The 17,850-nt window shown below is 41.7% G+C and carries 22 protein-coding genes; 21 read left to right on the top strand and 1 reads right to left on the bottom strand.

Going from position 1 to position 17,850, the window contains the following annotated elements; translation table 11 throughout:
• Window positions 1–236 precede the first annotated feature (236 nt).
• From GD002_RS17040 to rsmI, 10 genes are all read left to right on the top strand, one after another.
• Window positions 237–1,661, top strand: coding sequence for an aminotransferase class I/II-fold pyridoxal phosphate-dependent enzyme (locus tag GD002_RS17040; RefSeq protein ID WP_153733567.1), 1,425 nt, complete (start codon window positions 237–239; stop codon window positions 1,659–1,661).
• 15 nt (window positions 1,662–1,676) lie between these two features.
• Window positions 1,677–2,318: a dTMP kinase gene (tmk, locus tag GD002_RS17035; protein ID WP_153733566.1), complete on the top strand. Its 642-nt coding sequence runs from the start codon at window positions 1,677–1,679 to the stop codon at window positions 2,316–2,318.
• Between the two features lie 93 nt (window positions 2,319–2,411).
• Entirely contained in the window at window positions 2,412–2,741 is a 330-nt protein-coding gene (locus GD002_RS17030; protein ID WP_114925285.1) for a cyclic-di-AMP receptor, read from the top strand.
• A gap of 124 nt (window positions 2,742–2,865) precedes the next feature.
• On the top strand, window positions 2,866–3,306 hold the full coding sequence (locus GD002_RS17025) for a YaaR family protein (protein WP_153733565.1): 441 nt from the start codon (window positions 2,866–2,868) through the stop codon (window positions 3,304–3,306).
• Between the two features lie 73 nt (window positions 3,307–3,379).
• Window positions 3,380–4,390 (top strand): DNA polymerase III subunit delta', encoded by a 1,011-nt coding sequence (holB, locus tag GD002_RS17020; RefSeq protein WP_194841669.1) that lies wholly within the window; start codon window positions 3,380–3,382, stop codon window positions 4,388–4,390.
• Window positions 4,383–5,210, top strand: a complete 828-nt coding sequence (locus GD002_RS17015; RefSeq protein WP_153733564.1) for a PSP1 domain-containing protein — start codon at window positions 4,383–4,385, stop codon at window positions 5,208–5,210. The genes holB and GD002_RS17015 overlap by 8 nt, the downstream gene beginning before the upstream one ends.
• Window positions 5,211–5,223: 13 nt before the next feature.
• Complete coding sequence (gene yabA, locus GD002_RS17010; RefSeq protein ID WP_153733563.1) at window positions 5,224–5,583, top strand: DNA replication initiation control protein YabA; 360 nt, start codon at window positions 5,224–5,226, stop codon at window positions 5,581–5,583.
• A 58-nt stretch (window positions 5,584–5,641) separates the two neighbouring features.
• On the top strand, window positions 5,642–6,382 hold the full coding sequence (locus GD002_RS17005) for a tRNA1(Val) (adenine(37)-N6)-methyltransferase (RefSeq protein WP_194841668.1): 741 nt from the start codon (window positions 5,642–5,644) through the stop codon (window positions 6,380–6,382).
• Window positions 6,369–6,632 carry a GIY-YIG nuclease family protein gene (locus GD002_RS17000; RefSeq protein WP_153733561.1) on the top strand — a complete coding sequence of 88 codons (264 nt, stop codon included), beginning with the start codon at window positions 6,369–6,371 and terminating at the stop codon, window positions 6,630–6,632. The genes GD002_RS17005 and GD002_RS17000 overlap by 14 nt, the downstream gene beginning before the upstream one ends.
• The gene (gene rsmI, locus GD002_RS16995) at window positions 6,632–7,507 is read left to right on the top strand and encodes a 16S rRNA (cytidine(1402)-2'-O)-methyltransferase (RefSeq protein WP_153733568.1); all 876 of its coding nucleotides are present in this window, start codon (window positions 6,632–6,634) and stop codon (window positions 7,505–7,507) included. The genes GD002_RS17000 and rsmI overlap by 1 nt, the downstream gene beginning before the upstream one ends.
• Window positions 7,508–7,570: 63 nt before the next feature.
• On the opposite strand, the gene GD002_RS16990 is transcribed toward rsmI, so the two are convergent.
• Window positions 7,571–7,846, bottom strand: coding sequence for an AbrB/MazE/SpoVT family DNA-binding domain-containing protein (locus GD002_RS16990; RefSeq protein ID WP_153723277.1), 276 nt, complete (start codon window positions 7,844–7,846; stop codon window positions 7,571–7,573).
• Between the two features lie 305 nt (window positions 7,847–8,151).
• Here GD002_RS16990 and metG point away from each other — a divergent pair, with 305 nt between their 5' ends.
• From metG to spoVG, 11 genes are all read left to right on the top strand, one after another.
• Window positions 8,152–10,110 carry a methionine--tRNA ligase gene (gene metG / locus GD002_RS16985; RefSeq protein ID WP_408020106.1) on the top strand — a complete coding sequence of 653 codons (1,959 nt, stop codon included), beginning with the start codon at window positions 8,152–8,154 and terminating at the stop codon, window positions 10,108–10,110.
• A gap of 300 nt (window positions 10,111–10,410) precedes the next feature.
• Complete coding sequence (locus tag GD002_RS16980) at window positions 10,411–11,178, top strand: TatD family hydrolase (RefSeq protein WP_153733559.1); 768 nt, start codon at window positions 10,411–10,413, stop codon at window positions 11,176–11,178.
• A 137-nt stretch (window positions 11,179–11,315) separates the two neighbouring features.
• A complete protein-coding gene (locus tag GD002_RS16975) occupies window positions 11,316–12,545 on the top strand; it encodes a G5 and 3D domain-containing protein (RefSeq protein ID WP_153733558.1) in 1,230 nt (409 codons plus the stop codon).
• 141 nt (window positions 12,546–12,686) lie between these two features.
• Entirely contained in the window at window positions 12,687–13,253 is a 567-nt protein-coding gene (gene rnmV, locus GD002_RS16970; protein ID WP_153733557.1) for a ribonuclease M5, read from the top strand.
• The gene (rsmA, locus tag GD002_RS16965) at window positions 13,246–14,139 is read left to right on the top strand and encodes a 16S rRNA (adenine(1518)-N(6)/adenine(1519)-N(6))-dimethyltransferase RsmA (RefSeq protein WP_153733556.1); all 894 of its coding nucleotides are present in this window, start codon (window positions 13,246–13,248) and stop codon (window positions 14,137–14,139) included. Before rnmV ends, rsmA begins: the two co-directional genes overlap by 8 nt.
• Before the next feature lie 144 nt (window positions 14,140–14,283).
• On the top strand, window positions 14,284–14,550 hold the full coding sequence (gene veg / locus GD002_RS16960; protein WP_153733555.1) for a biofilm formation stimulator Veg: 267 nt from the start codon (window positions 14,284–14,286) through the stop codon (window positions 14,548–14,550).
• Window positions 14,551–14,727: 177 nt separating this feature from the next.
• On the top strand, window positions 14,728–14,901 hold the full coding sequence (locus tag GD002_RS16955; RefSeq protein ID WP_009499414.1) for a small, acid-soluble spore protein, alpha/beta type: 174 nt from the start codon (window positions 14,728–14,730) through the stop codon (window positions 14,899–14,901).
• A 157-nt stretch (window positions 14,902–15,058) separates the two neighbouring features.
• Complete coding sequence (ispE, locus tag GD002_RS16950) at window positions 15,059–15,925, top strand: 4-(cytidine 5'-diphospho)-2-C-methyl-D-erythritol kinase (RefSeq protein ID WP_153733554.1); 867 nt, start codon at window positions 15,059–15,061, stop codon at window positions 15,923–15,925.
• 56 nt (window positions 15,926–15,981) lie between these two features.
• Window positions 15,982–16,824, top strand: coding sequence for a pur operon repressor (gene purR, locus GD002_RS16945; RefSeq protein ID WP_153733553.1), 843 nt, complete (start codon window positions 15,982–15,984; stop codon window positions 16,822–16,824).
• Complete coding sequence (locus GD002_RS16940; RefSeq protein ID WP_153733552.1) at window positions 16,812–17,186, top strand: RidA family protein; 375 nt, start codon at window positions 16,812–16,814, stop codon at window positions 17,184–17,186. Before purR ends, GD002_RS16940 begins: the two co-directional genes overlap by 13 nt.
• 230 nt (window positions 17,187–17,416) lie before the next feature.
• Window positions 17,417–17,704, top strand: a complete 288-nt coding sequence (spoVG, locus tag GD002_RS16935) for a septation regulator SpoVG (protein WP_153733551.1) — start codon at window positions 17,417–17,419, stop codon at window positions 17,702–17,704.
• The last annotated feature ends 146 nt before the right edge of the window (window positions 17,705–17,850 follow it).

The following is a 17,850-nucleotide window of genomic DNA, read 5'->3' as shown; positions in this document are numbered from 1 at the left end:
GCTTCCCCCTGTGAGAGTAAGACGTTGCCAGGCACAAAGCCATTCCCTATGGGGAGTGGCTTTTTTGTGCGTTTAGAGAGAGGAAATAAATGAAATTATTGGCTCGGTCAGCAGAGAGATTGGCGCGTTGTTGAGGAACGCTCACTAGAAAATCAGTAAAATGTGAAGCACTCAAACGCATCCCCCTTGTAAATAGAATTTGGTATACTAAGTATAAGAAAAGGAGTGCGTAGCAGATGAGTTATGAAGATCGACCGCTTGTTCTGGCGTTAGAGAACTTTCATAAACAGCAGCCGATTTCTTTCCATGTACCTGGACATAAGCATGGAATTTTATCTGGTTTACCTCAAGCAATGCAGCAAGCTCTGTCTTATGATGTGACAGAATTGACGGGTTTAGATGATTTGCATCAACCGAAGGAAGTGATTCTACAAGCGGAGAAGAAGTTGTCACGACTCTATGGAAGTGGTCGGAGTTTTTTCTTAGTCAATGGGTCTACAGTAGGGAACTTGGCTATGCTATACGCGACGGTTGGTAAGGACGATATGGTATTGGTACAGCGAAATGCGCATAAGTCGGTATTTCATGCACTTGAATTGACAGGCGCACAGGCGATTTTTTTATCTCCCCAGTGGAATGAACATACGAAGACAGTAGGGGGGGTAGCACGTGCTAGCGTAAAGGAAGCGCTCATGCGTTACCCCAATGTGAAGGCTGCTGTCTTTACTTATCCTACCTATTACGGAGTAGCAAATGCCGAGTTAGAGGATATAATTTCTATTTGCCATGAACAAGGAATTCCTGTGCTAGTGGATGAAGCGCATGGAGCTCATTTCGTTGTCAATGAATCATTTCCAGACAGTGCATTGTCACTCGGAGCTGACGTAGTGGTACAATCAGCGCACAAAACACTCCCCGCTATGACGATGGCTTCTTTTTTGCATGTTAGGTCAAAGTTGGTGAAAATGGAACGTGTCGCGCATTATTTACATATGTTGCAGTCGAGTAGTCCATCCTATTTGTTAATGGCTTCTTTGGATGATGCTAGGCAATATGCAGAGTCTTACAATGAAGCGGATTTTGCATATTTTCTATCATATCGGCAACAATTGCTAAAGGAGTTACGAAGCATCCCCGATATGGATGTATTAGAAGTGGATGATGCGCTAAAGCTGCTTATACGAGTGGAGGGTCATACAGGGTTTGCTTTGCAGGAGGTACTCGAGCAACAGGGAATTTATTCGGAATTAGCGGATCTTTTTCAAGTGCTTTTTGTACTGCCGTTAGTAAAGGTGGGTCATATGGGAATGCCGGCAGATCTAATAAAGAAATTTAGAAGTGCAGTGGATGCACTCCATATAGCAGATAGGACAGCACTACCACAGGTGCTATCTTTGCCGACAATGCCAATGTCATCGAGTGCCTATACAGTAGATCAGCTTCGTGAAATGAAAGCAGAATGGTTAGGTATAGAAGATGCAGAGGGCAGGGTCGCTTTAGAGGCAGTTGTACCATATCCTCCGGGTATCCCGTTGCTATGCCCAGGAGAGAGAGTGACGGAGGAGCAGGTACGACAACTGATTGACTTAATAGAAGCAGGCTCTAGGTTTCAAGGAGCGCTAGATATCAAGACAAATCGTATTAAGGTAGTTATAGAATAGATAGGGGTCGTTCTTGTGAAAGGTATATTTATTAGTTTTGAAGGGCCTGAAGGGGCAGGGAAGACGACAGTAATGCATGAGATAGCTTCACGTTTGAAGGAGCAAGGCCATGCATTTATGGTAACGCGTGAGCCAGGTGGGATTCCTATTGCTGAAAAAATACGTGAAGTAATTTTAGATGCAGACCATCAAGAAATGGATGGGAAGACGGAAGCGTTATTGTATGCAGCTGCGCGACGTCAGCACTTAGTTGAAAAAGTTCTACCGGCTCTTGAAGAAGGCAAGGTGGTACTGTGTGACCGCTTCCTTGACAGCTCATTGGCCTACCAAGGGATTGCAAGGGGACTAGGATTGGATGAAGTGTTAGCCATCAATTTATTTGCAATCGAAGACCATCTGCCGGACTGTACGATCTTTTTTGATGTACTGCCGGAAGTAGGATTGGAGAGAATTTGGAAAGATAAAGAACGAGAGCAAAATCGTCTTGATCTGGAAGAATTGACTTTTCATCAGCGGGTTTATGATGGATATCAAGAAGTAATCCGGCGTAGTGGAGAGCGAATTCAAGTTGTGGACGCACAACAACCCCAGTCCCAAGTAGTCGAAAATGTTTGGGGAATTGTAAGTTCACAAGTCAACTTATACAGGAATTCGTGATATAATAGGTAGGAACCTTCTTTTTTAGGAGTATACACGATCCGAACTAATGGAGCCGTGTGGATATAAGAAATCGGAAAAGGGGAGAGTACATTGAAACTGATTGTAGCAGTGGTACAGGACCAGGATAGTAACCGATTATCTTCCGCGTTAACTAAAAGTGATTTTCGGAATACAAAGCTAGCTAGTACAGGTGGATTTCTTCGTGCAGGAAATACGACATTTTTGATGGGTGTTGAGGATGAGTTAGTATCGAAAGCCCTTGATTTGATTCGTGAAAACTGTCGTTCTCGTGACCAGATGGTAGCACCTGTTTCACCGATGGGTGGTAATGCAGACTCTTATATTCCATATCCGATTGAGGTGGAAGTCGGAGGAGCTACTGTATTTGTCTTGCCGATTGAACAGTTTCACCATTTTTAATGAAAGTCAGCAATTATTCAAACGCCAGCGGATGTCATAGAATTTTAAAGTGAATATTCGAGCTTGCTTTAAAAATATGGACAAAATTACGCTGAGACGTAATTGATTATTGAGGTGAACTCTGATGAAAGTCAATGGTGACTATCGTACAGGGATGGATAAATTACCGAAAGATTCGCTTCGCCAACTGCCGGGCAATGCTCGCTTTGGTCAAATGGTGGAGAAGCAGGAAGCACGTCTGCAGGGTGAGCAGATCACTCGACTATTAGGAGATATTTCAACTGCAGGCGATCGACTTGCCAGGTCGCGAAATTTGCGGGATATGGCCAAATATAAGATGTTGATAAAACGTTTTCTGAAGGAAGCGGTAGACTCCGGCATCGAGTTAAAACAATCTCATACGTGGAATCAATTTGGTGAAGGCCGCCGTTTGAAGATTGTTCAAACGATTGATGAAAAACTAATTGCATTGACAGAAGCCTTATTGGATGAAGAAGAGTCGTCCATTGATCTGTTGGCCAAAATAGGTGAAATTAAAGGTCTTTTGATCAACTTATATACGTGATCCCGTGCTGCTCTTACCCGTAGCACGGGGTTTTTTGCAGCATCTATGAAAGAACTACCAAGGAGGAGATTGCATGTTGGAAGATGTGAAAAATCAATCATTGCAGTCTCAACAACAGGTAATCAAGCGCTTACAGGCTATTTACAAACGTCAGCGCATTGGTCATGCCTACATTTTGGACGGACCTAACGGCGCAGGCAAAGAAGAAATTGCCCGCTATTTTACAAAGTTGTTGCTTTGTATGGAACCCAAAGAAAATGTTCCATGTGAAACATGTAATTCATGTAAGAGGATCCAATCGGGCAATCATCCGAATGTCATGTTGATCAGACCGGATGGGCAGGACATTAAAAAAGATCAGATGGTGAATTTGATTATAAAGATGACTAAAAAGGGTTACGAAGAGGGGCGGAAAGTGTATGTAATCGCAAACGCGGAGAGAATGAATAGTTCCGCTGCTAATACATTGTTGAAATTTCTTGAAGAACCTGAGGGGAACGTAACGGCGATCTTATTGACTGACTCTTACACCTCGATTTTGCCGACAATTCAGTCGCGCTGCCAGAGAATCCCCCTACAGCCAATGAATCGAGAAGGCATTATGGAAAGTATCATTCAGCAGGGAGTAACAGCATCCATGGCGGCTACGGTAACAATGATGACTGTTGATGCTCATGCGGCTTATGAGTTAGCACAGGAAGATTCCTTTGTACAGAAACGGAAATTAGTGTTAAAATTAGTACAGGCAATTGAGCAGCAATCGCAAAGTGAGGCCTTGCTGTTCATTCAGACAGATTGGATGCCTTTAATGAAGGAAAAAAGTGATTGTGAACAAGGAATAGACTTGCTTCTCTTTGCGTACCGTGATATTGTAGCGGTGAAAGCGGGACTGCAATCTACTCTTGCTTTTCCCGATCAGCTAGAGTTCTTCACTAGACACTCTGTCAAAAATGCGTATAGCAGTTTAACTGTAAAAATAGATGCCATCTTGCAGGCAAAAAAACGATTGCATCAAAATATGAATCGTACGCTTTTACTGGAACAATTGGTGCTTACTATGCAGGAGGGGTTATTGTTTGTATAAAGTCGTAGGCGTCCGTTTTAAAAAAGCGGGTAAGTTGTATTATTTCGACCCTTTGGATTTGCCGATTACAATTGGCGACTATGTCATTGTGGAGACTGCAAGAGGCATAGAGTACGGCAAAGTGGCTAGTCGAAGTAATGAAATAGATGATGATGATGTCGTCTTGCCATTGAAAAAGATCATTCGTCTTGCGGATGAGGATGATCGAGAGCGTGTGAAAGAAAATCAGCAGGAAGCTGAGCAGGCGTTTACTGTATGTGTGGAAAAGATTATAGAACATCGGTTAGATATGCGGTTGGTTGATGTAGAGTACACGTTTGATCGCAACAAAATCGTGTTTTATTTTACCGCAGAAGGCCGCGTGGATTTCCGTAACTTGGTCAAGGATCTCGCTTCTATCTTCAGAACAAGAATCGAGTTACGCCAAATAGGTGTGCGTGATGAAGCGAAGATGCTGGGCGGTATTGGTCCTTGCGGAAGAATGTTGTGCTGTTCTACATTTTTAGGCGACTTTGAACCAGTATCCATAAAAATGGCGAAAGATCAAAATCTCTCATTGAATCCATCTAAGATTTCAGGTCTTTGCGGACGCCTCATGTGTTGTCTGAAGTATGAAAATGACGAATATGAGGAAGCAAAAGCACAAATGCCTGACATTGGTACAAAAGTGGCAACACCGGATGGAATAGGAAAAGTGGTAGGCTTAAACTTATTGGAGCGTGTGCTACAAGTGAATATGCCAGCCTTTGAAAGAGTACTGGAATATGCGTGGAGTGAAATTGAGGATTTACAGAAGGAAATGGCTCAATTGACGAAATGATGAGGTGGATCAGTTGAAAGAAGTGAACTTTCTTGACAGAGTGATGGAGTTTGAGCAACAGTTAGACTCCATGCAAAAACAATTCAGGGAACTCATTGGGTTTGTCGCAGAGATGACCGAAGAAAACCACTCGCTTCGTCTGGAAAACCATCATCTGCGAACGCGACTGGATGAAATCGATAAGATTACGCAAAATATAGAAGAGACCGTGCGAGATGAACGTCCGAAGAAGCTAGATGTTGGCGAAGGTGTAGATAATTTGGCTCGTCTGTACAATGAAGGGTTTCATGTATGTAATGTACATTATGGCAGTAGCCGTAAAGGTGAAGATTGTTTATTTTGCCTGTCATTTTTAAATAAACAGAACGGTTGAAAGGGTCAATTCCTATTTTTAGGTATTGGCTTTTTCTTTTGATTAAGGAGTGTATGTTGTGAACTTACAAGGTGATGAACGGCTTGATTATTTATTGGCGGAAGATTTGCGCATCATTCAAAGTCCCTCCGTTTTTTCATTTTCATTGGATGCGGTATTGTTGTCGCGTTTCGCTTATGTGCCGATTCGTGGCGGAAAGATGGTAGACTTGTGTACAGGAAATGGAGTGATTCCATTATTCTTAAGTGCCCGGACAAAAGGAAACATTATTGGAATCGAACTGCAAGAAAGACTGGCAGATATGGCGAAAAGAAGTGTGTCCTATAATGGGTTGGATGAACAGCTAACGATCATGCAGGATAATGTGATCGACATTGCTAAGAAGATTGGGTATGAAGCGTATGATACGGTCACTTGCAATCCCCCTTATTTTCCGGCGATTGATGCCAGTACGAAGAATAAAAGCGAGCACTATACAATTGCTCGGCATGAAGTAGAGTTAACGCTGGATCAGGCTGTGCAGTCTGCCAGTGAATTATTGAAGCAAGGAGGCAAAGCTGCTTTTGTCCATCGGCCTGGGCGGCTGTTGGATATAATTACTTCCATGAGACAGAATCGACTAGAACCAAAGCGTATACGATTTGTTTACCCAAAGGAAGGCAAGGAAGCGAATACGCTATTAATTGAAGGAATCAAGGATGGAAAACCTGATTTGAAAATCCTTTCTCCTTTATATGTCTATCAGGCGGATGGGGAATATACGGAAGAAGTGAGGCAATTATTGTATGGCGATCAGTGAACATTTCTTTTATGTCTTGGAGTGTAAAGACGGATCATATTACGCTGGGTATACAAATGATTTAGAACGACGATTGCGTATTCATAATGAAGGAAAAGGGGCAAAGTATACTAGAGGACGTTTGCCTGTGCGGTATATTTACCAAGAAGTATATGGGACAAAACGAGAAGCAATGCAGGCGGAATACCAATTTAAGACATTGAATCGTTCGCAAAAAGAGCAATATATTGGAAAGGAGCCGTCAGAATGATTACTTCTCAAAAAAGTGCTGAAATGATGGAAATGGGGAAATTACTTATAGTAGGGACACCTATAGGCAATTTAGAAGATATGACCTATCGAGCCGTTCGAATCTTGCAAGAGGCAGATTTTATTGCAGCGGAAGATACACGAAACACAATAAAACTATGTAATCATTTTGATATTCATACGCCGATGATCAGCTATCATGAACATAATACACGGGTGGCTGGTGAAAAAATTATAGAATACCTTCAAAGTGGGAAGGATATAGCTATTGTGAGTGATGCAGGCATGCCTTGTATTTCAGATCCTGGGGCTGACCTTGTCGAGCTGGCTATTGAACACGGTATTGCCGTCGTCCCAATTCCGGGACCCAATGCGGCTGTTACTGCATTGGTAGCTTCAGGAATAACTCCTCAGCCATTTCTTTTTTGGGGATTCTTGGCGCGACAAAAGAAAGAACAAAAGTCCCAGCTCGCAAGGCTACAGCGCTATGAGGAAACGTTATTATTTTACGAAGCACCCCATCGGTTGAAACAGACATTGCGCATTATGGCGGAACAGTTTGGTGACGAACGGAAAATTGTCATGGCACGAGAACTGACGAAACGTTTCGAAGAATTATTGAGAGGTACGTTGGGAGAAGCAGTAGAATGGGCGGATACTCATGAAATTAGAGGCGAATTTTGCTTGGTAGTAGAAGGGAATCATAATGTGCAAGAAGAGCTAACTGAAATATGGTGGAAAGATCTTTCCGTAAAAGAGCATGTTGAACAAGTGATGGAGCAAAAAGAAATGCGTTCAAAAGATGCGATTCGTGAAGTGGCGGAAGCGAGAGGGCTTGGCAAGAGGGATGTCTATCAGGCGTATCATGTAGAGTAATGAAGAGTTCGTAAGGTAAATAAAAAGAATCCTGAACGAAGGAACGTCCGGGATTCTTTTTGTTTAATTGATTTTGTCTTGGATTTCCTCAATCAATTGTTTAGCGCCTTCAGGACTCAAAATTAACTTGCCGTCAATTAGACGAAGGTTATCATCTGAGACTTCTCCAGTAATAGAGCATGTCATATTCGGCATGTACTTCTTCAAGATAATTTTGTCGTCGTCCACGTATATTTCTAGCGCATCTTTTTGCTCGATACCGAGCGTGCGACGTAATTCGATAGGGATCACAACGCGGCCTAGTTCATCAACTTTTCTAACGATTCCAGTAGATTTCATGACAAGAATTCCTCCTACACTCTAGTTTTCTATTCGTCAAAATTCGACATAATTCTCTTGTCTATTAAACATCATACCAACTCTTCCAATAATCGTCAATCATCAGAACCTAAAAAATGAATAATATTTTTTATTAATTTTTTGATAGGGAAAAAGAAGGGATATTCAATAATTTTGGACTGCTCGACATTTACTGTCATATGGGTTCGGTAGATGTATCTTTGTTAAATAAGTGAGAACATGGCACTTTTGGACAATATCCGATAAAATGAAACTATACATTAATTTATTTGGAGGAATTTCGTGTGGAGAATCAAGATAAAACATTTTATATTACAACCCCAATTTATTACCCAAGTGGAAAATTCCATATTGGAACGGCTTATACTACCATTGCCTCCGATGCAATGGCTCGGTATAAGCGGTTGCGTGGATATGACGTCAGATTTTTGACAGGAATGGACGAGCATGGACAAAAAATTCAAGAGAAAGCCGAAGAAGAGGGACTTTTGCCAATAAAATACGTGGATGGGATTGCTGAAATTGCAAAGAATCTTTGGAAACTGATGGACATTTCCTATGATGATTTGATCCGGACGACAGAAGATCGTCATAAAAAGGTGGTTGAAAAGATTTTTCAGAAGTTCCTCGACAATGGAGACATATACAAAGGGAAGTATGAAGGCTGGAAATGTGTACCTTGCGAGTCGTATTTTACTGAATCACAACTCGAGGACGGGAATTGTCCAGATTGTCATCGACCAGTGCAACGTGTCGAGGAAGAGTCATACTTTTTCAACATGAAGAAATACGCAGACCGTTTGTTAGCGTTTTATGAAGAAAATCCGACATTCATTGAGCCAGAATCACGTAAAAATGAAATGATCAATAACTTTATCAAACCTGGCCTTGAGGACTTGTCTGTTTCTCGTATGTCATTTGATTGGGGAATCAAGGTGCCGGGAGATACAAAGCATGTCATCTACGTGTGGGTTGATGCATTGACAAACTATATTACTTCACTTGGTTATTTATCCGATGATGAATCTTTGTTTAAAAAGTACTGGCCAGCAGATGTGCACGTCGTAGGTAAAGACATTGTTCGGTTCCATACGATTTATTGGCCAATCTTTTTAATGGCACTCGATTTACCGTTGCCGAAGAAAGTATTTGCGCACGGTTTCATTATGATGAAAGATGGAAAAATGTCGAAATCTAAGGGAAATGTCGTATATCCTGAAATGCTTGTAGAACGCTATGGTCTTGATGCAACTCGTTATTTCTTACTTCGTGAGCTTCCATTTGGACAAGATGGCGTATTTTCTCCGGAAGCATTTGTCGAGCGCATTAATTATGACTTGGCGAATGATCTAGGAAACTTGTTGAATCGAACGATTTCCATGATCAATAAATATTTTGATGGGAAAATTGTAACAGACGGATTGGTCCCAACAGAATATGATAAATCTTTGCGTGACATGATTCAGCAAACAGTGAATAAATATGAATTGTCAATGGAGAAAATGCAGTTTAGCGTGGTGCTTTCTGATGTTTGGGCATTAATTTCTAGGACCAATAAATACATTGATGAGACATCACCTTGGGTATTGGCAAAAGCAGAGGAAGACCGCATGAAGTTGGCTTCTGTTATGTATCATTTGGCACTGTCCATCCATCACACAGCCGTTCTACTGCAACCGTTTATGACTAATGCTCCAAAACAAATGGTGGAACAACTGGGTCTTTCCCTAGATTCATTAGGGTGGGAGACATTACAAGAGAATTACAGTATTCCGGCTAACACAACCGTTATTGAAAAAGGGGTACCAATTTTCCCGCGTCTGGACACAGAAGTCGAAGTCGAGTATATTCGCCAGCAAATGGCCATCACGGCTCCTGCCGAGGTAGAAAAAGTGGTAGAAGAAGTGGTAGAAGAGTCGAATGAAATTACGATAGACGACTTTATGAATGTAGAATTGCGAGTTGCCACGGTGACGGCTTGTGAGAAAATGCCGAAAGCAAATAAATTATTGAAACTGCAACTTGATTTAGGCTATGAGCAACGTCAAGTGGTTTCCGGTATTGCGGAACACTATAACGCTGAAGAAGTAGTTGGAATGAAAGTGATCGTAGTGGCGAATCTGAAGCCAGTAAAACTGCGTGGTGAATTGTCACAAGGAATGATTCTTGCAGGACAAAAAGATGGTGTGTTGAAGCTTGCTACTGTCGATCCAACATTAGAAAATGGTGCGCAAGTGAAGTAACTAGAACAGAAGAGGATGTCGGGATCTCAGTGCCGGCATCCTTTTTTTTGTGGAGCAAATAAATTCACTTGTCTATTGATTTATGATTTACTATTGCAATCCGGTATAAAACACAATGGATAGTATTAGTGAAATTGCCCAATCAAAAACATTACTTGTACTAAATTATTGCATAAACATATCAAATCGACTAGTTAACCCATTAATAGACAGTAGATTTGTTACACATTTGTAATATGAATGAGATGAAAGACACAATTTAAAATCATAGAATAGAGAATACTGTTGAGGAGAGATATCATGTTTATCGATACACATGTTCACTTAAATGCAGACCAATATGAGAATGACGTAGAAGACGTCATACAGCGTGCAATCGATGCAAATGTAGAGAAAATGATAGTTGTCGGATTTGATACGAAGACGATCAAAAAGGCGATGGAGTTAATCGAGCAATATCCGTTCATTTTCGGTGTGATCGGCTGGCATCCTGTTGATGCGATAGATTGCACAGATCATGATTTGCAATGGATTAAGGATTTGGCTGCACATCCAAAAGTTGTGGGTATCGGGGAAACTGGTCTTGACTATCATTGGGACAAGTCACCAAAAGACATACAACAGGAGCTGTTTCGTAAACAAATTCAATTGGCAAAGGAAGTACACTTGCCAATAATTATTCATAATCGAGATGCGACGGGCGATGTGGTCCGTATTTTACAGGAAGAAACAGCGAGTGAAGTTGGCGGCATTATGCATTGTTACGGTGGTAGCGTGGAGACAGCCCAACAATGTATCGAGATGAACTTTCTCATTTCTCTTGGTGGACCGGTAACATTTAAAAACGCGAAAATGCCGAAAGAAGTGGCAAAAGAGATTCCGTTAGAAAAATTATTAATTGAAACGGATGCCCCATATTTAGCACCGCATCCATACAGAGGAAAGCGCAATGAACCAGCGTATGTGCCGCTAGTAGCAGAAGAAATTGCGAGGCTTAAAGAAATCTCGGTTGAGCAAGTTGCCAAGCAAACTACTGAAAACGCCATACATCTTTTCGGTATACAGTGAATATAGTGGCACTGGGTTTGCGTTTCTTGACAGACAAAAAAACGATGTAGTCATCTAACCGGCGGGCAGTTTAAAAGATTGACAGACAAAATCAAACACTATATACTCAGCCGAGTAATGAAGGAGGAGTTTTTTTCGTGTCACAGAAACCCATGAAAAACCTGTTCACGATATCAACGAGGAGTAAGCGTATTGCTATTTTAGCTTTAGCAATGGCTATGTTCATAACCACTACGTCACTCGTATTGTTCGATGGCAAAAGGAAGACAGTCTCTTTGGCTTTAAACGGTAAGCAAACAGAATTGCATACAAAGGCAGCCACTGTAGAAGAACTTTTAGCCTCTCAAGACATACAAGTGAAAAAACATGACCATCTTGAACCCTCGATGAATACACCGATTAAAAATGGCTTAGCCATCCGGTGGGAACAGGCGAATAAAGTTACTATAGATGTCGATGGAAAGAAGAAAGAAATGTGGACTACGGAACGGACAGTTAGAGATGTGTTGAAGACGGCAAATATCGACGTCGATACACACGATGCAGTAAAACCGGACCTAGCAGCAAGCATTTCTAGTAATCAGCCGATTACCGTCGAAAAAGCATTTCAAGTTACGGTAAAAGACGGTGGTAAAGAGAGTACCCACTGGTCTACTTCGACTACGGTCGCTGACTTTTTAAAGGAGCAAAATATCCGACTCAATGATTTGGATAAAGTAGAAGGCGATTCGAAAGCAAAATTAACGACGTCTAATGCAACAATAAACATTGCACGAGTAGAAAAGGTCACCGATGTAGTGGAAGAAACTGAGAACTTTAAAGTGAAAACAAAAGCTGATCCTAAATTGCTGAAAGGTCGCGAAAAAGTGGTCCAAGAAGGCAAAAAAGGAAAAGTGCAACGAAAGTTCGAAGTTACCAAGAAGAACGGAAAAGTAGTTTCACGGGAATTGGTAAGTGAGACTGTGATTGAGAAGCCTACACATAAAGTAGTAAGTGTCGGATCAAAAGTAATGGTCGCTAGTTCTAATTCAAAAAGCGGAAATGTTGGAGTTTCTCGAAATGATGCACCAAGTGGCGGCCGTGAGTTTTATGCCAATGCAAGTGCATATACTGCCTATTGTAACGGTTGTTCAGGGAAAACAGCAACTGGTATCGACTTGCGCGCAAACCCAAATTTAAAAGTGATTGCAGTCGATCCAAATGTTATTCCGCTAGGCTCTAAAGTATGGGTTGAAGGATATGGCTATGCTATTGCAGGCGATACAGGTGGTGCTATTAAAGGCAATCGTATAGATTTGCACATGGCGACAAAGGCAGAGGCCTACCAATTCGGACGTCGACAAGTAAAGATTAAAGTTATTAACTGACTACACATTATCGGTAAAGGAGAGCATACGCTTTCTTTTACCGTTTTTTTCTGTCTTCATGGAGGCTAGCTCGTATGGTTGTATAGCGTTCGAAAAAACAGTAAAATAGAAAGAATGATATGGTAGGAAAAGAGGAATCCTGTGAATATAGAAGAAGTGATTGTAGTGGAAGGAAAGTCAGACACTATTGCCATCAAGAGGGCGACGGGCGCGGATACGATTGAAACGAACGGCTCCGCTGTCAACGAACAGACTATTGAGCGTATTCGACATGCGCAGAAGACCCGTGGCGTCATCGTCTTCACGGACCCGGACTTTCCAGGTAGACGCATACGAGCAATCATTGAAGAGCAAGTAGCGGGTGTAAAGCATGCATTTCTTTCGAAAAAAGAAACGATTGCTAAGAATGGACGTGGATTAGGAATCGAGCATGCGAGTGATGAGGCAATTCGACATGCGTTAGCTTCTGTTTATACGGTAAGTGTGCATACAATAGAGGAGATCCCCATGTCACAGCTACTAGATGCCAGGTTGATCGGCCATGATGATTCTAGAAAGCGAAGAGACCGGCTGAGTGAGTTATTACAAATAGGGCAGGTCAATGGCAAAGGATTAAAAAAACGTTTGGAGATGTTCCGGATCTCTCAAGACCAGCTAGAGAAAGCAATACAAGTTCTCGATGAGGAGGAAATGAATACTGATGTATAAAGACATCGCAACACCAATGAGAACGAAAGAAATATTGGAGAAATACGGTTTTTCATTTAAGAAAAGTTTAGGACAGAACTTCTTAGTAGACCCTAATGTGTTGCATAATATTGTTTCTCATGCAGATATTACAAAAGACACAGGTGTGATTGAAGTGGGACCAGGAATTGGTGCACTGACCGAGCATTTGGCACGACAGGCAGGAAAGGTAGTGGCGTTTGAAATAGATAATCGTTTGCTTCCTGTGCTGGAAGACACAATGTCTCCGTACCCGAATGTAACAGTACTTCATCAAGATGTGCTAAAGGCAGATCTACATCAAGTGATAGAGGAACAATTTGCAGACTTTGAAGACATAGTAGTCGTTGCGAATTTACCGTATTATATTACGACCCCTATCATCATGAAGTTTCTTATGGAAAAGGCCCGGGTCAAACAGCTGGTCATCATGATGCAAAGGGAAGTAGCAGATCGTATTACGGCTGTGCCGAGTACGAAAGCGTACGGTTCACTTTCCATAGCTGTTCAGTATTATATGAATGCAGAAGTTGCAATGATAGTCCCTAAAACGGTGTTCATTCCGCAACCAAATGTAGAATCGGCTGTTCTGAGTTTAACACGTAAGAAAGAGGCGTATCCTGACGTAGAGGATGAAGACTTTTTGTTCACAGTTACACAAGGGTCATTTCTGCATCGTCGAAAGACATTATGGAATAATTTACAGTCTTCTCTTCCGAATGGCAAGGAGAACAAGGAGCTCATTCAGCAAGCATTCGACACTGCGGGAGTGGATCCTGGAAGAAGAGGCGAGACCTTGTCGATCATAGAGTTTATCAAGCTTGCCAATGCGCTATACCCGCATTTCCATAAGCTGAAACAGGGGTAAAAGTCAATCAATTTTTCTTCTGAAAATTGGTGGAATTTATCATAAAACATTTGACAAAGACATAGGTTCACTGTTAAAATAAAAAATTTGGTTGACAGAACTTTTTAAAAATGTTATGCTAGTATTTAGTGAGGTGTAAGCAACATGCCAAAAACATTAGCAGACATTAAAAAGTCACTGGATGCTCATTTAGGGAAACGTCTCCATCTAAAAGCGAATGGTGGTCGAAAAAAAACGATCGAACATGCCGGAGTTTTGCGCGATACTTATCGTGCAGTTTTCGTAGTTGAGCTAGATGCGGATGACAATGCGTTTGAAAGAGTTTCTTACAGCTATGCAGATATTTTGACCGAAGCGGTTGAAATAACAATTCTTGATGGTTCAGACCAAACGGCCTTTATCATCAAATAACCACAAGATGCAATTTTTTTATTTTAATTCCTAGCAAACCTGTACAAGTAATCCATGTACAGGTTTTTTTATTTCTGGTTACATATGGCATGATATAGGGTCTTGAAAAACTCACCAGGTGTTAATTTCTCTAGATGGCGCATGATATGTATGTCAGCTGAAAAGGAGGAAAACCGAATGGCGAGAAAAGGCGTCATGTCAGATCAATTGAAAGAAGAAATCGCAAAGGATCTTGGCTTTTACGATGTCGTACAGCGAGAAGGTTGGGGCGGTATTCGATCACGTGATGCAGGAAATATGGTAAAGCGTGCGATTGAAATGGCGAGTAGGCAAGCGGAGGAGAAAAAATAATCCATCGTATATCCCGGAGAATCCAAATAGGGCTGACGAAAAGAATTGCAAAAGCGAACAGGCTTTGCAGTTCTTTTTTCATTTAATCTTCCTATGTACTATCTATTGTGTGGTAATATAATGAGCAAGAACATGCTGTGGGGAGGAAGCTTTTATCATGATTTACGAAAAGGCACCTGCGAAAATCAACTTGACTTTAGATGTGCTACATAAAAGGCCAGATGGATTTCATGAAGTGGAAATGATTATGACGACCGTTGACTTGGCTGACCGTATTTGGCTTCGACCCACATCGGATCGTGCTATTTCGATAAAGGCGTCTCATCGCTTCGTTCCAAATGATCGCAAAAATTTGGCGTATCAAGCGGCGGATTTATTGCGAAAACGCTATCGTCTACACGAAGGTGTAGAGATCACGTTGGATAAGAACATTCCGATTGCTGCAGGTCTTGCGGGTGGAAGTTCAGATGCAGCGGCTACATTGCGCGGGTTGAATCGTTTGTGGAAATTAGGATTATCGCTGGACGAGCTGGCGGTACTTGGTGCAGAGATCGGTTCAGATGTTTCATTTTGCGTATATGGCGGAACAGCCCTCGCTCAAGGACGAGGTGAGAAAATTACTCATTTGCCAACACCGCCGAATTGCTGGGTAATACTAGCGAAGCCATCCATCGGTGTATCGACTGGAAACATTTATGGACAGCTTAATTTATCGAAGGTTTCACATCCGCAAACTGCTAGAATGATGGAGGCTTTACAAGAGGGCGACTACGATAAAATGTGCACTTCGTTAGGAAACGTACTTGAACCCGTTACGATGGGCTTACATCGAGAAGTTGTGATGCTTAAGGAACAAATGGAGCGTTTCGGAGCAGATGCAGTATTGATGAGTGGTAGCGGACCTACTGTTTTTGGATTGGTGAGACACGAATCGCGTGTACCTCGAATTGTGAATGCGCTCAAGGGCTTTTGCCACGATGTACATGCGGTCCGTATGCTAGGCGAACGTGTCCTAGTTGATTAATACCGTACGATTATGATAATGTACTTATAATTCATTCGGATTTAGGAGTCGGTATTATGAAGTGGAAAAGAAGTGAAAGGCTGGTCGATATGACACGTCATTTGCTGGAAAATCCGCACACGCTCATTTCTTTGACGTTTTTCTCTAATAGATATACTGCTGCCAAGTCCTCGATTAGTGAAGATTTAGGCATTCTGAAAGAAACATTTGAAGAGAGCGGTACGGGTCGGCTAGTGACCATCTCTGGTGCAGCTGGAGGTATTAAATACGTTCCATTGGCCAGTCGAGATGAAGTGACGGACGTAATTCATTCCTTGATGGACGAGTTAGGGAAGTCTGATCGTCTTCTTCCAGGTGGTTATTTGTATATGACAGACTTACTAGGTAACCCCAAATTCCTTGATCGTATTGGAAAAGTCATTGCGTCCGCATTTTTTGATGCAGAAATTGACGCCATTATGACGGTTGCGACAAAAGGCATTCCGATCGCTCATGCTATTGCCCGTCATTTAAATGTTCCCGTGATTGTTGTGCGACGTGATAGCAAAGTGACGGAGGGATCTACGGTAAGTATTAACTATGTTTCTGGTTCAGCTCGAAGAATTCAAACGATGGTTCTGTCAAAAAGGAGCATGCAGAGCGGCCAGAAAGTATTGCTAACAGATGATTTCATGAAGGTCGGTGGCACGATACAAGGGATGAAGAGTCTACTAGAAGAATTCAATTGTGAGCTAGGTGGCGTAGCAGTGCTAGTAGAGGCCGAACATCTCGAAGAAGTGTTGGTGGACGATTATCTTTCTTTGGTCAAACTGCATGCTGTCGATGAGAAGCATAGGATGATTGAGCTAGAAGAAGGAAATTATTTTACGAGAGGTGGAAATGATTTATGGAATACGTAAAAACAGAACAAGCTCCACAAGCAATTGGTCCTTATTCACAAGCAGTGAAAGTGAACGGCATGGTCTACACATCTGGACAAATTCCTTTGACAACAGCAGGTGAGGTTGTAGAGGGTGGAATTGAAGAGCAGACGAATCAGGTGCTCGACAATCTTCGAAAAGTCTTGGAAGAAGCAGGATCAAGCATGCAACAAGTCATTAAGACAACTGTTTTTATTCAAGATATGAATGAATTTGCTGCGCTTAATGATGTCTATGCAGAACATTTTGGAGAGCATAAACCTTCCCGTTCCACAGTGGAAGTAGCACGTCTACCAAAAGATGTACGAGTGGAAATCGAAGCAATTGCAGTTTGTAAATAAATTTTCATATAGGTAAGCGGTCCTTGTTACTATCGATTTAGATAGTACAGGGCCGCTTTTTAAGTATCTTGCAAAGACAAAAATAAAAAATTCACAAAAATTCTATTTTAATCTGGATAAAAAACTAGTATTATAGAATCAACACAAGTATTCTGGTTAAAAAGAGGAATTTTACCAATTAAACTAGAATACATACATTGTGAACAATTGACAACAAGGGAGTGGGGAAAATGGAGATCACAGATGTGAGATTACGCAAGGTAGACACCGAAGGCAGAATGAGAGCGATTGCTTCTATTACGCTGAACGATCAGTTTGTCATCCATGATATCCGAGTCATCGAGGGGAATGACGGATTATTCGTGGCAATGCCGAGCAAACGAACACCGGATGGGGAATTCCGTGATGTTGCACATCCGATTAACTCAGATGCAAGAACGAAAGTCCAACAGGCGATCTTGGAAGCCTATCATCAAGTAGGCGAACCACAAGGGGTACTTGAAGAAGCTGCTTTATAAATCTACAAGTTGAAAGAAAGCGTTTTCATAATTAATAGTAACCAAAAGGCCATCTATTGAATAGATGGCCTCAGACTGTAGACAAAAGGGTTGGAAATCGTAACGATTTCCAACCCTTTTGTCATTTCGGTACTAAAATCAGAGAA

It is taken from the genome of Sporosarcina obsidiansis (assembly GCF_009651005.1).
Lineage (GTDB): Bacteria > Bacillota > Bacilli > Bacillales_A > Planococcaceae > Sporosarcina > Sporosarcina obsidiansis.
The sequence above is the reverse complement of the archived record's forward strand: the minus strand, read 5'-3'. Positions and strand labels throughout refer to the sequence as shown.

Bases quoted from the DNA above. Each gene is read 5' to 3' on its own strand.
- rsmA (WP_153733556.1), top strand. From the start codon at position 13,246: ATGTATAAAGACATCGCAACACCAATGAGAACGAAAGAAATATTGGAG.
- GD002_RS16980 (WP_153733559.1), top strand. From the start codon at position 10,411: ATGTTTATCGATACACATGTTCACTTAAATGCAGACCAATATGAGAAT.
- holB (WP_194841669.1), top strand. From the start codon at position 3,380: ATGTTGGAAGATGTGAAAAATCAATCATTGCAGTCTCAACAACAGGTA.
- GD002_RS17000 (WP_153733561.1), top strand. From the start codon at position 6,369: ATGGCGATCAGTGAACATTTCTTTTATGTCTTGGAGTGTAAAGACGGA.
- GD002_RS17025 (WP_153733565.1), top strand. From the start codon at position 2,866: ATGAAAGTCAATGGTGACTATCGTACAGGGATGGATAAATTACCGAAA.
- spoVG (WP_153733551.1), top strand. From the start codon at position 17,417: ATGGAGATCACAGATGTGAGATTACGCAAGGTAGACACCGAAGGCAGA.
- veg (WP_153733555.1), top strand. From the start codon at position 14,284: ATGCCAAAAACATTAGCAGACATTAAAAAGTCACTGGATGCTCATTTA.
- GD002_RS16955 (WP_009499414.1), top strand. From the start codon at position 14,728: ATGGCGAGAAAAGGCGTCATGTCAGATCAATTGAAAGAAGAAATCGCA.
- GD002_RS17040 (WP_153733567.1), top strand. From the start codon at position 237: ATGAGTTATGAAGATCGACCGCTTGTTCTGGCGTTAGAGAACTTTCAT.
- GD002_RS16940 (WP_153733552.1), top strand. From the start codon at position 16,812: ATGGAATACGTAAAAACAGAACAAGCTCCACAAGCAATTGGTCCTTAT.
- purR (WP_153733553.1), top strand. From the start codon at position 15,982: ATGAAGTGGAAAAGAAGTGAAAGGCTGGTCGATATGACACGTCATTTG.
- GD002_RS16990 (WP_153723277.1), bottom strand. From the start codon at position 7,846: ATGAAATCTACTGGAATCGTTAGAAAAGTTGATGAACTAGGCCGCGTT.
- ispE (WP_153733554.1), top strand. From the start codon at position 15,059: ATGATTTACGAAAAGGCACCTGCGAAAATCAACTTGACTTTAGATGTG.